The sequence below is a fragment of the Acetobacterium paludosum genome, from assembly GCF_008086595.1.
GTDB lineage: Bacteria > Bacillota > Clostridia > Eubacteriales > Eubacteriaceae > Acetobacterium > Acetobacterium paludosum.
The window spans coordinates 259,185-273,932 of record NZ_RXYA01000002.1; the positions used below are offsets into that span (position 1 = coordinate 259,185).

At 38.9% G+C, this 14,748-nt stretch carries 10 protein-coding genes; 2 read left to right on the forward strand and 8 right to left on the reverse strand.

From position 1 onward, the window contains the following. Positions 1 to 420 precede the first annotated feature (420 nt). From FZC41_RS03335 to FZC41_RS03345, 3 genes are all read right to left on the reverse strand, one after another. On the reverse strand, positions 421 to 1,350 hold the full coding sequence (locus FZC41_RS03335) for a CobW family GTP-binding protein (protein WP_148565961.1): 930 nt from the start codon (positions 1,348 to 1,350) through the stop codon (positions 421 to 423). Between the two features lie 295 nt (positions 1,351 to 1,645). Further along, positions 1,646 to 4,165, reverse strand: a complete 2,520-nt coding sequence (locus tag FZC41_RS03340) for an HD domain-containing phosphohydrolase (RefSeq protein ID WP_148565962.1) — start codon at positions 4,163 to 4,165, stop codon at positions 1,646 to 1,648. 186 nt (positions 4,166 to 4,351) lie between these two features. Then, entirely contained in the window at positions 4,352 to 5,317 is a 966-nt protein-coding gene (locus FZC41_RS03345; protein ID WP_148565963.1) for a universal stress protein, read from the reverse strand. Positions 5,318 to 5,524: 207 nt separating this feature from the next. Here FZC41_RS03345 and FZC41_RS03350 point away from each other — a divergent pair, with 207 nt between their 5' ends. Beyond that, entirely contained in the window at positions 5,525 to 5,791 is a 267-nt protein-coding gene (locus tag FZC41_RS03350) for a zinc ribbon domain-containing protein (protein WP_148565964.1), read from the forward strand. Positions 5,792 to 6,059: 268 nt separating this feature from the next. Here FZC41_RS03350 and FZC41_RS03355 read toward each other — a convergent pair whose 3' ends face one another. Beyond that, positions 6,060 to 8,144 (reverse strand): alpha-amylase family glycosyl hydrolase, encoded by a 2,085-nt coding sequence (locus tag FZC41_RS03355; protein WP_148565965.1) that lies wholly within the window; start codon positions 8,142 to 8,144, stop codon positions 6,060 to 6,062. 176 nt (positions 8,145 to 8,320) lie between these two features. After that, the gene (locus FZC41_RS03360; RefSeq protein WP_148565966.1) at positions 8,321 to 9,910 is read right to left on the reverse strand and encodes a PucR family transcriptional regulator; all 1,590 of its coding nucleotides are present in this window, start codon (positions 9,908 to 9,910) and stop codon (positions 8,321 to 8,323) included. A gap of 205 nt (positions 9,911 to 10,115) precedes the next feature. On the opposite strand from FZC41_RS03360, the gene FZC41_RS03365 reads away from it, so the two are divergent. Beyond that, the gene (locus FZC41_RS03365; protein WP_148565967.1) at positions 10,116 to 11,159 is read left to right on the forward strand and encodes a uroporphyrinogen decarboxylase family protein; all 1,044 of its coding nucleotides are present in this window, start codon (positions 10,116 to 10,118) and stop codon (positions 11,157 to 11,159) included. Positions 11,160 to 11,219: 60 nt separating this feature from the next. Here the strand turns inward: FZC41_RS03365 and FZC41_RS03370 are convergent, their stop codons facing one another. The 3 genes from FZC41_RS03370 to FZC41_RS03380 all read right to left on the reverse strand — a co-directional run bounded on the left by FZC41_RS03370 (position 11,220) and on the right by FZC41_RS03380 (position 14,678). Further along, the gene (locus FZC41_RS03370; protein ID WP_148565968.1) at positions 11,220 to 13,184 is read right to left on the reverse strand and encodes an oxidoreductase; all 1,965 of its coding nucleotides are present in this window, start codon (positions 13,182 to 13,184) and stop codon (positions 11,220 to 11,222) included. An 87-nt stretch (positions 13,185 to 13,271) separates the two neighbouring features. Beyond that, positions 13,272 to 14,168, reverse strand: coding sequence for a LysR family transcriptional regulator (locus tag FZC41_RS03375; RefSeq protein ID WP_148565969.1), 897 nt, complete (start codon positions 14,166 to 14,168; stop codon positions 13,272 to 13,274). A 36-nt stretch (positions 14,169 to 14,204) separates the two neighbouring features. Further along, on the reverse strand, positions 14,205 to 14,678 hold the full coding sequence (locus FZC41_RS03380; protein ID WP_148565970.1) for an HAD family hydrolase: 474 nt from the start codon (positions 14,676 to 14,678) through the stop codon (positions 14,205 to 14,207). Positions 14,679 to 14,748 lie beyond the last annotated feature (70 nt).

Here is a 14,748-nt window from a genome sequence, read left to right on the forward strand (position 1 = left end):
CCTCCTCATATTGAAAATTGCGAAATAGAAAAACATCTTGCTTAAATCGCAATCGCCTACCCACATAAAAGCTGGCCTGAAGAAGCCAACCTTACTAACTATCCATTTAATAGGTTATTAATAAACAGTCAATTATCCACATTGTTATTATTTTAACATATTTAATATCCAACAAATGCTAGAGTTTTTCAATATAACAAAGAGTAATATAATTTATTTATGTATAACTTTTTGTTATATTTGATAATTATTCTTTATTAATCAAATATATTAATTTGTTCTTACTTTAATAGGTGTACATTTTTTCAATAAAAAAAGTTGCTTTGTCTTATATAAAGACAGAGCAACAATCATTTGTTTGATACCTACCACAATAAAATAATTACCGATTTATAAATAGGTTCATCCAATTATAATAGACTAGTATCCTTCAAAAATTCTGGCTAGATTCTGTTTATCCAGATTACTGCCGATAATACAGATAAAATTACCTTCAGCAGATGTTTCTGTAATTTGCAAATCACCGAGAGTATACTGTAAATTTATGTAACCATTCTCTCCAGAAACGATCCCTTTCACTCGCAATATGGCCCCCTGAAAAATTTGTTTCATTTCCAATATTCGTTCGCGCAGATCATTTACTGTAAATATTCTCTTTGTAAACAAGGTAAGCGTATCAAATATTTCTTCAGCATCATGATGATGATGTTCAGAACCACCGCATTCATGATGCTCGACACAGCTATTCCAATTTTTGTGATTATTTTCGCAAAACAAAATTTTATCGATACTAATATGCGCCCACTCCTTGGAAAAAACAAAAGCATGCGGGTTTATCGCCTTAATCAATTCACCGGCCTTCGCTGCCTTGTCTGGAAAGGTCTCGCCATGACTAAGAAGAATTACATCAGCATTTTTTATCTGGTCTTCAAAAAATTCACCAAAGTCTTCCAGATAAATTTCGAAAAACTCTGTATCGACCACCGTAATTTTTTCCTTTACCTTGATGTGTTGATTAATCGATGAATGATTACAGGCCTTAACAATATCTGAAAGTTTGGCAATGCCAGATGGTTCAATGATAATTTTGTCTGGCTTAAATTTGTCTATAATTTCCCTGATGGACGCCACAAAATCCCCTTGAAGACTGCAGCATATACACCCAGAATTAATTTCCTTCACTTCTACGCCGTCTGATTTCAACAAAGCGGAATCCACGCTTATTTCACCGAAGTCATTTTCAATTAGTACAACTTTATCTTCTTTAAATGTTTCTCTTAAAATTTTTTGAATAAGCGTTGTTTTCCCGGCTCCCAAAAATCCAGAAACAATATATACTTCTGTCGTCATATAATTCTCCTATTTTGTATTAATGTGCACGCATTTCTTATTTCTATTGAAAACACTTTACTCATACTACGCAAAACTATTCTATTTTTTTAAAGCTCAATAAGCAAAATTAGCTCAGTTGCCATTTTCAAATTTATTATTACATACTTGACAACTTTCTTCAAATTTTATTATTAAAATCACTATCTTTGAACGACGCAGTATGCGAAACGCGACATAACTTAACTTAAGGTTTGTGATTTCCCTGATCTATTTCAAATACTTATCTCAATCCTAGTTACAGTTGCAGTTCATTTCAATCATCATTTGGAAACAATAATCCTTTAATAAAAGCCTCCACCAGATCCGGATCAAATTGAGAGCCAGCTCCAGATCTGAGTTCGGCGATAGCGGCTTCTCCTCTCAAGGCTTTTTTATATGAACTATCAGATGTTATGACATCATATGCGTCAGCAATGGTTATAATGCGGGATTGTAATGGTATTTCTTTTCCTTTAAGACCTTTTGGATAACCTTTTCCGTCATAACGTTCATGATGGTATAAAATAATATTTGCCAGCGACGCATAGTTGCTGATTGTGCTTAAAATACTGTAACTGATTTCCGGATGTCTTCGGATTTCATTCCAATCTTCATCGCTTAAAGCGCCATTTTTATTCAGTATGTCATTGCTTATGGCAATTTTGCCTATATCGTGAAGATTTCCAGCTGTGATCAATTCATTGATTTCTTCATTCGTTAATCCGACTGTTTTTCCCAGCATTTCACTTAATTCGCCCACATTTTCTGCATGTTTCTGTTCTCGCGGAAATTTTTCATAAAGCGTTTTTACGATAAAGAGAATGGCATCATTTCTGGTGCTGTTTCGTTCTGAAACCTTATGACGATACATTTTTTTTTCTGCTGATTTAAGAATTTCTTCAATATCCTGGTTCATATCTGTTTTAATTTCCCATCCACTGGAAATTGAAACACTGCCCATTTCTAAAATTTCTGATGCCAGGTTATCGGAAATCTGTTTTACAATTTGTTTGACTCTTGCACTGTCCGTTTTTGGCAGCAGAATAACAAATTCATCACCACCGATTCGTGAAATGATTTCATCACTGCGACAGACTTGCTTCATGGTATTCGCTACTGTTTTCAGAAGCCGGTCACCCACGAGATGACCAAAGGCATCATTTGTTAGTTTTAAGCCATTGACGTCTGAAACAATCAGTGCTAACGGTAAATTTCGCTCAGTATTTAGTCTTTGCATTTCAATATCAAAAAAGCGACGATTATAAAGACCAGTAAGATGATCGTGAAAACTCAAATACTTTATTTCGGCTTCCTTTTCTCTACTTGCGGTAATATCTCTAAACACAATCACCACACCAATAATATTGTCTGATTCATCTTTTATAGGGGCGGCACTATCTTTAATCGGAATTGTTTTGCCAGTACGGGATACCAGCATTGTATGATCAGTCATGCTAATAATTTCACCGGTCTTCATCACTCTAATAACCGGACTTTCACATTTTTCCCCGGATTTTTCATCAAATATATTTAAAATATTTTCCGAAGATTTTTCTAAAGCATCTTCCTGAGACCATCCGGTAATTTTTTCTGCCGCTTTATTCATCAGGATAATTCTGTTATAAATATCAGTTGCTATTACACCGTCACCAATAGATAATAAAGTTGTTTTAAACCGTTCCTTTTCAAATTCAATCTGCTTTTCCAGATTTTTGCGTTTTGAAATATCTTCAACAATGCCGATTGCACCAATAGTCGCCCCTTTTTCGCCTATCACTGGTTCAAACAAAGCCCGGAGATAGGTGGTTTTATTGCCAGATAAAGAATGATATTCATTTTCAACTTCTATCGTTTTATTATTCAATACACTGATATATGCATTATAAAAAATAGGATCTTTGACGGCAGAAGCATTGAAACCAATTAAGTTGTCTTTATCAGTACCAATAATTTGAGCAAATTTTTCATTGCAATTCACTATTTTTCCATTGGTATCAAATTGCATAATACCAACCGGTACATGATTGAAAATCAATTTATATCTTTCTTTATCTTCGTTCAGTTTCCGCTCTGCCCGTTTTTGGTAAGAAAAGTCCGAGATTCCGACGGTATACTGAATGAATTGATGATTTCTCTTTAGACAATTTATTTCAGCCAGAAAAAATCGATCATCATTAGGGAATCGCGACTCATATTCGACAAACTGTTTTTTTTCAGTTTTAAAAGCCGTTTGAAAAGCAAGAATAAAATTTTCGGACCAGTTTTTGTCAAATATATCGGTAATCAGTTTACCAATGATCTTATTTTTGGGAATAAAAAGAAGCTCTTCATTATTAGTAATCACTTTGGTAAATCGATAGTCCCTGTCCAATTCAAAATATATTTCATAAAGGGATGACAGCAAATCGATTTTTTCTTCCACTGTTTCTTTTTTATTAGTAATGTCAATAAAGAGGAGAACGATATAGCCAGATTCCGGATAATCAGCATGAATGTTATACCATTTGTGTGTTGCTTCAGAATATAATTCTAATTGAAGATCTTCGTTTTTATTTGCCAGTTTATGATAAAAAGAATGCCTATCATATTTTAATAAATGTATATTTAAAATCACTTCAGCAAATGATTTACCTAATATTTCTTCACTTTGAAGGTTAATCAGATCTTCAAAAGCAGCATTGGTATCTAAAAATTCGTAATCAACGGGTTTTGTGGCATGATCGTATATGATACGGAGAAAAACATATCCGATGCTAGAATTTTCAATAACTTTTTTATAGATATCTTGTTTCATCTGACCTTGCCTCCCTTATTCAATTTTATTAGTACTCGATTGGGTATCTTCATTCTATTAATTTTCTCTCATTATTTTATACCCTTTAATACGATGACTAAACGCGGATTATACCCAGATATTTATCATTAGGCCGTGTAAATAATTTTGTGTTTTCTTGTTTTTCGGATTAATAAGAACAGCGCTTTAAACCTCTTCTCGATTCGCGGGAATAAGCAATATCGAAGCCGTTGAATGCTCAATGATGTTATGGCTGACGCTGCCCAGAAAGACTTCTTTGATATAACCTTTTCCCTGGCTCCCCATCACAACCAGCGGTATCTTCAATTCCTTGATCAATCGAAGTATTTCTCTTGTCGGCGAACCAAAAAACAAATCCACATTAACCTCGGCATTTCCGGAAATTTCTTCTTTAAGCGCTGCAAGTCTTTCTTCATTCACTTTATTCAATAGAACTTCTTGCTTAAGTTCCTGCAGTTTTTCTTCATCCATTGTATCAAATCTAAGTTGGTTCTTGAATTTTTCAAGCTTCTGCTTATCTACTCCTTCAAGTCCCTTAATACGATGTGCAAGGCTCTTTGAATGATCCTGAATATGTACGATTGTGACATTTTTCGCGCTTTTTTCAGCCAATTCCTTTACATAGCCATAGGCAAGTTTGGCATTATCCGAAAAATCAGTTGGAAACAGAATGTGAGAACTAATACCGCATTCCTTTGTTCTATTTATTCTCTCACAAGTATCGTCCGATAATCGGACGATCAACACTGGTTTTCCAGCTTTATGTATGACTTCGTGGGCAATACCTCCTGAAAATATTTCGCCGTTTATAAAATGCTCTTCCGCTGCCACGACGATGAGATCGAAATCTTCATCAACGGCTATTTGATTTATTTCATTTTTCATCAGTCCAGAAACAATTCTGGTCTCAACCTGATATCCAGCCTCTTCCAGTATCGCTTTTTGTCTTTCCAGATTTTCTTCAAAAAGCGATGCATAATATGCTGTTATATTTACATTCGTTTCATACGGGTTTAAACATTGAACAAGAAGACATTCCTTCATCCCTGAATTTCTCAAGCTTGCGATGTAGTTCAAAATATTATTAGCGACAGGCGTTCTTTCCGATGCAATAATTATTTTAGAAAACATACTATCATTCCTCACTTTTTGATTATTTTATAATTATATATACCCTTTCCCTTCATGCACATTCAAAAAAACACAGACCGATTATTTTATCTTCTGTTTTCTGGTCCCTGGTGGAATATCTATACTGGATACCGAACCATTGAAAACAGCAGAAATTGATGATATTATGTAATCATTCTTATTTTAATATGATTGGAGGTATTCAACATGAGTGACAAGTTATGTCAAAGTTGCGGTAAACCCATGGGTGAAACGGACAAATTATATGGTACTGAAAAGAACGGCGAAAAGAGCCGGGATTATTGTGATGACTGCTATAAAAACGGAGAGTTCACAAGCAATATCTCAATGAAAAGAATGATTGAAGTCAGTATTCCTTTCCTGATTAAAGAAAAACCGGAAATTTCGGCTGAAGAAGCACAGATAATAATGGAAGCATTTTTCCCAACACTAAAGCGTTGGCGAACGGATTAATCTTAAATAGTCGGAAATTACCGGCTCGAAGAGGTGATGCTCAACCTGATGTTTGTTGATTTATTTCCAGCTTAAAAGAGGGTGACAAAGGAAACTTCCGTTTCCTTGTCACCCCCAACCAGACCAAATTTTGATTGAATAAAAATAATTCGCGTTTTTTCCATTCAGCCTCATTAATTAAATATGAATGAACCTTATCTGAATTTCAAAGATGGCCTGATGCTTCGCTTTGTCAAAATTTTTTCGTGCATAATGAAATTTTTCATTATTATATTTTTTTCAATACCATCGCGGTTCGGCATGGTGAATAGATGAACAGCCCCATAAACTCCGGATTCATCTTCAACTGCTGAGATTCATAGGTTTCGTTATGGGATATACGTTCAAATCCACCGAACAACGCTTCATCCGTATCGATAACAACCTGAAAACGGCCATTTTCATGGACCGGTATTTCCAGCTCTGGATAGGACTCAGTTGGATGGAAATTAAAGACGAAAATGCAGTCTTTTTTTCGGTAGGCAATGATCTTTCGTTCCTGGTCCAGCCATAACAGCTTAGGCATCACGCTTATCAGGCCATTTTTTTCCATAAAACGGATCATGGCTCCATCAAAATGGTTGAGGTCATCGTAGCGCAATGACGGATTGTCGACAAGACTCCACTGTCTACGGCAGTACTGGTAACTGTAACCATTTTCCTCCCTGGGGAAATCGACCCACTCCGGATGTCCGAATTCGTTGCCCATGAAGTTCAGATATCCATCAGAATTAGCGGCAATTGTAATGAACCGGATCATCTTATGCAGTGCTATCGCGCGATCAATGACAAGATTTTGGCTTTTTTTAGCCATTTGCCAATACATATCCTGGTCCGCCATGCTGAACATAAGCGTCTTATCACCAACCAAAGCCTGATCATGTGATTCAACATAATTGATGCGTTTTTCTCCTGGTCGTCCGGTGGTCAATGCATACCAAAGTTCATTCATGTTCCAATCGTTGTCATTCAGCTTGATTGTTTTAAACCAAAAATCCGGTATTCCCATCGACAAACGATAATCAAAACCGATTCCGCCATCTTCAATCGGTAGGCACATACCGGGCATACCGCTCATGTCTTCGGCTATGCTGATCGCCTGAGGATTTATTTCCTTAATCAGCTCATTCGCAAATTGCAGATAGGTGATGGCTTCAACATCAGTATTTACGCTGAAATACTTACCATAACTATCGAAGTTGCTTCCCAGTCCATGATCATGATAGATCATCGAGGTTACTCCATCGAATCGGAAACCATCCAAATGATATTCTTCCATCCAGTATTTTAAATTTGACAGCAGGAAATGAATGACTTCATGTTTTCCGTAATTAAATAGTTTTGAATCCCAGGCGCTATGATAGCCCTTGCTGCCAGTATGAAAGAACTGGTAGTCGGTACCGTCAAATTCATTAATCCCTTCGCTGATATTTTTGACAGCATGTGAATGCACAATATCCATCAGAACCCTGATTCCCAGGCAGTGAGCTTTATCAATCAGAGATTTCAACTCATCCGGGGTTCCAAAGCGCGATGAAGCGGCAAAATAATTGGAAACATGGTAACCAAATGAACCATAGTAAGGATGCTCCGTCAGGGCCATTATTTGAATCGTGTTATAGCCTAGCTCTTTGATTCTCGGCAGAATATTTTCCTCGAATTCTTGGTAAGTTGCGACCGCCTCTTTTTCCTGAGACATTCCAATATGCGTTTCATAAATAATCGGCGCTTTTGTGTGATCACTTTGGAAATCAATATCCTGCCACTTATATTTTCGATAAGGATTCCAGATTTGCCCACAGAAATCGTAACTATTCGGATCTTGTACCGCTCTATTGATATATAAAGGGATCCGATCCTGACTATGGCCATTGTGTATGACATAGACCTTGACTCGGGATTCATGTTTCAGTGATCCTTTCCCGGGAATGAATATTTCCCAAATGCCGTTTTCCTTCTTGACCAGTTGATGCGATGTTCGGTCCCAGTTATTGAAATCACCGATCAAAAACAGCGCATCAGCAGCGGGAGCCCATTCACGGTAATACCAACCTTTGTTCGTACAATGAAAGCCAAAATAATTGTGACCGTTGGCAAAATCGGTGAAGCTGACACCTTCACCGAGAAGCGCTTTTTTTACACCCTGATAGCTAGCTATTCGCAGCTCCAAATCCTTCTTGTAGGGATTTAACCATGGGTCGATTTCCAATATTCCGAGTTCAACTCCGGGTGCTGACTGAGCATGTGAATCCGGTATTGTTCCCCTTGCCTGTTCGCGACTATTTTTCTTGGCAATTACGTCCTGTTCTCGCATACATATTTCCTCTCACTTCATCATTGGAATCTTAGTAATTAAATTCTAACCAGTGCCGTTTTTCATATGAATACTATTATCTGGGAACTAATCTTGTCTTTAATATTACCACATAACTACATTCATTCTAATTCTTATTTTTTACTTCCTGATTTTTGCGTTATCCTTGATAACTTTCAGTCAATTTCTAGTATTTTACAAGATAGATGGAGATACAGCATTTTATCTTTATCATCATAGTCAATACCGGTCAGTTCTTTCAGACGCTTCAAACGGTAAACCATTGTCGCCTTATGAATATACAGCTCTTTCGCCGTTTGCGTTGCATTTCTATGATTGTCCAGATACGTTTTCAACGTCAGGTAATAATCGGTCTTTTTACGCCTGTCATAATTTTTGAGCACGATCAGTTCAGGTGCACATAATAGTTCTGCCGGCATTTCATGGCAGGCTTCCTGAAGCAGATAATTAAATGCGTAGTCTGCGAATTTGTGACACCAGATGGTTTCATTTCTCTGAATACCCTGATTCACTGCGATCACAGCCTGAAGATAATAAAACGAAAGCTGCATAAAGTTGGAACAGCGATTGCTGACGCCAAACCGGAAATTGCAGTCGCGAATAAAAAGAATGAACTCAGCAAAGAACTTATCAAGTGACGGATAGATACTTTCCTGTATAATCAATATCAAATGATCATTTCTTTCGATTGAATAAACACCAACAAATTTCTTTTCAATGTATCGGCAGTAGTAAAGCGTACTTTTGTCCTGTATGTTTGATGGATCAAGAAGCAGATAGCCAATATAGCAGCCTTCGTCTTTCAGCCAGCCGTTTCTAAGCAGCGCACTGTCCAGTTGACTTTTCTCAACTCTTTCATTACTGATAATTTGATTGAACAGGGAAATCAAACTGCTGCTTTTTTTCGAATTTCCGTTGTCTTCTGACGCCGTCTGATAGTTTTGATTGATCAAGAGCTGCAGCGCATTGCAAAGGATCTTGATCAATTCATAATCCCCGGGACTGAATGACTCATTACCCAGTTCATCAATGATAATAATTCTGCAAAAAAATTCACCATTGACAAAGATATCCCGGCACAGTGCGTCGGAATTGAGGATGCCCGCCGGATAAAGGAAAGGTTCCTGATTGTTAAATGATGGTTTGATATAATCTTCATTTTTCAAATAATTGAAAGTCTCCAACGGCACTTGGGAACCGCTGCCGCTGTAATCCAGACACGGACCAGAAGCCGCTAGATACTCCTGATTCTTATTCGCAACATAGATGGACTTGGCAAAAATAGGGACTGAATAGTCCATCATTTCCTGAATATCATCATTCTCAACGGCAAGATAAAGATTTTGCTGCCAGGTTTGATATTGCTGAAATATGTCATAGATGCTGTGAAAAACGCGATTGTAAAAATGATGTCCTAGAAAGTTGGTATCATCACCGGATACCATGTTTTTGATAAAGCAGATATAGGAAATACAGTGTTGTTCAAATTCATCTGCCATACGATTAAGCGTACAAATCACAGCGTCTGATTTTTTAAGTCTTTTAATGAGATCTGCATTAACCAATAAATCGCACCCCGGATCCATTAGATAAAGGGTCCCATTTCTAATTACCGTTTCCGTATCAATCGAACAAATCCCCGATAATTTCATTGTTGAAAAATCGTTTTTTTCTGAAGACAACAGCGTAAAATCCTGAAATTCATTTTTTAATCCCCTTATGATCAATTCCGGTGATATCTGCATTAACTTGTTGCCTCCCTTTAATTTGCCCTAACCTTATACTTATTATATAAGGTTAGTCGATAATTATCAATATAATGGTATGATTTACAAATATAACAGTAGGGTTTATACTGATTTCAGCTTGATTTACATCGTTTACATAAGCATCTGCAAATACATTGGTATATTAGGCTAAACTATATATTGAAGAAAAGAGGTATTCATTATGGCAGCACAGCGTACACCCAAACAGAATTTTTTAGATATGGCAAAAGGTATTCCTTCTGACACTCTCATGCAATTTGCATATGGGCCAAATCCGTATTCCAAACGTCCACTGATGACGATGTTTTGCGGACCGGGATTTTTAAATCAGCATCGAAGTCCTGAAGGCGGAAAAGACATCTGGGGAGTCAATTATATCACAACCAAAGATACCGGTTATTCAGGCATGCCGGAACCGAATAATTTTATTCTCAAAGACATTACCAAGTGGCGCGATGTGATTACAGCACCTGATATTTCCGGCTTTGACTGGGAAAAAATGGCCAAAGACGATATGGACTTTCTGGCGAAAATGGGCATAAATCCAGATGAAACGGCCATGATGTACAGCATGCACTTTGGTTATTTTCAATTGCTGATGTCCTTTATGGGCTTTACTGAAGGTCTGTGTGCACTTTATGAAGAACCGGAAGAAGTAAAGGCACTGATGGAATACCTGAGTGATTTCTATACCGAAGTCGAAGCAAAATCATTCGACTATTATCAACCGGATCTGATTGAAATCGTTGATGATACGGCTGCCTGGGGCGCACCTTTTATCTCGCCAGATCAGTATCGTGAACTTATCAAACCATACCATGCCAAAGAAGCACAGTTTGCGCTGGACCGTGGACTATCAGTTGCCATGCATGACTGTGGCAAGTGCGAAGCCTTTATTGATGACTGGCGAGATTTTGGCGTTCAATACTGGGAACCTGCTCAGACCTGCAATGATCTGCTTGGCATTAAGGAAAAATACGGAAGTGATTTAATTGTCATCGGCGGATTCGATGCCAACGGCGAGTTGATTAAGCCGGAATGCTCTGAAGAAAATTTCAAAAAGGCAGTCAATGATGTCATTGACAACCTATTGCCCGGAGGAAATTATATCTTTGATGGATGGCTTTTTGGTGCTCCTGATGATGAAACCGTTAATAATAAAAATAAATGGCTGACTGAGGCTGTTGAAGATTATGACGTTAAACGATACCGCAGCAAACTATAAATTATTTGTATAATTTTGTGGATTAGTCACCTTAAGGTGACTAATCCACTTCATTTTGTACTAGAAACGGCCAATATTCCGTGCTGTCATGAACGCCTCAGTATTTGCACTCGTAATATCTCGCGGAGTGATACAGTCTCCAACCAGATAGAATTCCGGAGCGCAAAAGTTCAGGGCAATCGTTTCATCACGTCGTGGTTTCTGACCAACAGCATAAATGACGGTATCGGCTTCAACTATTTTTTCAGCCCCTTCAACCTCACATAAAACGCCGGCAGCCTTAATTTCTTTGACTTTTGTATTATAATTGATGATTAAGCCGCGTTTTTTTATTTCTACTTTAAGGCCCAGCATATGCAGGAAGTTCCCGCCGTCATTGACATGATCGGTTGCTTCGACGATCGCAACTTTTTTACCATTGGCAATCAGGTGAAGACCCAGCTCAACCCCAACCAAACCGGCACCAATGATGACCACTTTATCACCGATTTTATCAACGGCGGTGTAGGCATCCTGGGCACACATGACATTGGCATTGTCAATTCCGGATATCCGAGGTTTGACCGGCTGCGCCCCAAGAGCCGCAATAATGACATCCGCATTGATCTTTTGGGCATACTCCGGCGTTACTTCGGTATTCAGATGCAGATTGATGTCAGAAGCATTAATCCTTTGGGCCTGTTGGCCAAGATAGTATTCCAGATTTTTCTTGAAAGCAACATCCTCTTCACAAAGCAAAACGCCGCCAAGACGGTCGCTTTGCTCACAAAGCACGACTTCGTGTCCCCTATCGGCACAGGTCAGAGCCGCCTGCATCCCGCCGATGCCCCCGCCGACAACAAGTACTTTCTTTTTAAAAGCTGTCGGAATCGCAAACTTCATTTCCAGTTCACGGCCGGTCTCAGGATTAAGTGCACAATAGGGTTCGCCGTTTGTCAGCTCGCTGGAAAAACATGAGAGACAGCGCATACATTTGATGACATTGTCTTCTTTTCCGCTGCGTACTTTATTCGGAAAATCCGGATCGGCTAACAATCCCCGAGCCATTTCGACGATATCAGCTTTTCCAGAAGCGATAATTTCTTCCATTAATTCCGGATCATCCAAAGCTCCGACTGTTGCAATGGGTGTTTTGACATGTTTTTTAATTTCAGCCGCATATTCAACGTTGCAGCCATCTTCCAGAAACATGCTTGGATGGGTCACCGGAAATACTTCTTCGATTTCGTGATTGCCGGCCGAAACATGGATCAGGTCACAATGGCCGTCCAGCTCTTTAGCAATTGAAATACCATCTTCGACATCAAATCCTCCATCGTAGCATTCTGAGCCACTGATCCTAACTTCAATCGGGAATCCGGGGCCTACGGCCTTGCGGATTTCATCGCAAATTGTCACTAACAGGCGGGCGCGATTCTTCACATCATTACCACCCCATTTATCTGTTCTGCGATTAGTTATCGGTGAAAGAAACTGGTGCAGCATCCAACCATGTCCGGCATGTACCGTCACCATGCCAAATCCGCACATCTTTGCAAGCACTGCGCCATCGACAAATTTTCGGATGGTGCGTTCAATAATCGCCTCATCCATTGGCCGGATGGTTCTTCCGCCCAGTTCGCATTCTACCGGACCATAGGCAATTCCTTTCGATGAAGCTCCGAAAAAGGACAGATCCCGATTGGCAAACATGCCGGTGTGCTGCAATTCAAGCGATGCAACCGCGCCATATGTTTTAACTCCATAGGCTATTCGCGAAAGATTATTCTTGATATTCGGGGTATCCAAACAGATATGGGTAGCCCCGCCCCGGCCGAACTCGCCATCCACGATGCCTTCAAAAGACGTTACCGAAGCAGCTCCGCCTCTAGCCTTACGTTCATAGTAGGCAGCTGCGCCATCATTTAAGTAACCGTCTCCATTTAAATTCTGATAACCGGTCGGTGATGCAAAAATTCGATTACGAAACAAGGTACTTCCTAAAATAATTGGTGAAAAGAGATGCGGATATTTACAATTTTCCATTTTCAATACTCCTTCTTAAGCAGATAATTTAACATAATTATACGCGTTCAGTAAATATCTGTCTAATATAAGGATATGATTGCGTTATTAGAATAACTTATGACCATTTTTCTGGATCAGCCTGATGATTCGCAGAATATAATCGTTGCTGTTATCCTTCAGCCAGGCCAGATCGATCCGGTTTATATGATGCGTACCTTCCAGTTCCACAAAACAGATATTTTGAAACATTTTTTCTGCATATCCTCTCGAAAAAAATGCCACGCCGCTGTTGGCGGCAACCTTCAGGATGAGGTTCTCACAGGTTTTGACCTCCTGAATAATATTCGCTTCATAACCATCCATCCGGCAGCACTTGATCATATTTTCGTAATTTTTTCGACCATAATCCGGATCAAGCATAATCAGCTTCTCGTTTGCCACCTCGACCGCTCTGATTTTTTTCTTTCCAGCCAAAGGATGCTTTTTACTGACAATCAGTCCCATCGCATCTCGCTTCAGCGGAATGGTTTCAATCAGTTTGGACTGAATCAGATCATAGGAATAGGCGATAACCATATCCATGGACCGATTCAAAAGAGCATCACGGATCTCCCTGAAATTGCTTTTATCAAAGGTAAAATTAAGATCCGGGTAGGATTCCTGGATCAGACTGACAACGGGTTCGATAACCGTAAATTCCAGCGGTCCGGCATATCCCATATTTATATCCAGCTGACTTCGGCAATGAATTTCTCTTGTTTTTCTTTCAATAGAATGATACTGTTCAATGAATTCTTTGCACGCTTTATACAGATACACACCGGCTTCGGTTACCGCAAATTTATTTTTTGAACGATTAATCAAGGTTGCTCCGATTTCTTCCTCTAAACTGGCAATTTGCTGGCTGATGCCGGACTGGGATACGCAAACACGTTTCGCCGCCTTTGTAAAGCTCGCTTCTTCTACAACACAGATAAAATATTCTATCTTGCGAATATCCATTGATTATTCCCCCAGGTCAAAAATTCAGATTTAATTTTACGTTCTTAGCGTGGCGACGATACGATCATTTTTCAGCAACAGATCCAGTGCATCAAGCGGATTGCTGACGATGATATCGGCGGCATTCATTGATTTGGCACAGCATCCTTCGCTACCAATTATACAAATTGAAAGAATGCTTTTTTCAAACATAGCAAGGTCATTTCTGCCGTTTCCAACGGTAATGGTAGTCTCCGGGCCAATGGTTTGAACAAACTGCTTTTTATTCGCGGAAATATTTTCTTTGCTGAACACATGGATGTCAAGTGGCAAATTCTGGCATTGCCTTACTGCTGTCCCAAACGTATCCGCAGTCAGAACATAAAGATGAACCCCGCACTCCGATAACGCTGTTATTTTTTCATTTACCCCAGCCACCAAAGCCCCATCTACCGCAAGCGTTCCATTAAAATCAAACACAATATTCTTCACATTGATTGTTTCATAACCGGGAATATCTAGTACTAGCATCTTTTTTTCACCTCTATTATTTTGTATCGATACTGGATCTTATTGTGAATAGCCGGAAATTTATATCTAT

Coding starts and splice junctions, on each gene's coding strand:
- FZC41_RS03340 (WP_148565962.1), bottom strand. CDS start 4,165: ATGAAACAAGATATCTATAAAAAAGTTATTGAAAATTCTAGCATCGGA.
- FZC41_RS03360 (WP_148565966.1), bottom strand. CDS start 9,910: ATGCAGATATCACCGGAATTGATCATAAGGGGATTAAAAAATGAATTT.
- FZC41_RS03375 (WP_148565969.1), bottom strand. CDS start 14,168: ATGGATATTCGCAAGATAGAATATTTTATCTGTGTTGTAGAAGAAGCG.
- FZC41_RS03355 (WP_148565965.1), bottom strand. CDS start 8,144: ATGCGAGAACAGGACGTAATTGCCAAGAAAAATAGTCGCGAACAGGCA.
- FZC41_RS03380 (WP_148565970.1), bottom strand. CDS start 14,678: ATGCTAGTACTAGATATTCCCGGTTATGAAACAATCAATGTGAAGAAT.
- FZC41_RS03335 (WP_148565961.1), bottom strand. CDS start 1,350: ATGACGACAGAAGTATATATTGTTTCTGGATTTTTGGGAGCCGGGAAA.
- FZC41_RS03350 (WP_148565964.1), top strand. CDS start 5,525: ATGAGTGACAAGTTATGTCAAAGTTGCGGTAAACCCATGGGTGAAACG.
- FZC41_RS03365 (WP_148565967.1), top strand. CDS start 10,116: ATGGCAGCACAGCGTACACCCAAACAGAATTTTTTAGATATGGCAAAA.
- FZC41_RS03370 (WP_148565968.1), bottom strand. CDS start 13,184: ATGGAAAATTGTAAATATCCGCATCTCTTTTCACCAATTATTTTAGGA.
- FZC41_RS03345 (WP_148565963.1), bottom strand. CDS start 5,317: ATGTTTTCTAAAATAATTATTGCATCGGAAAGAACGCCTGTCGCTAAT.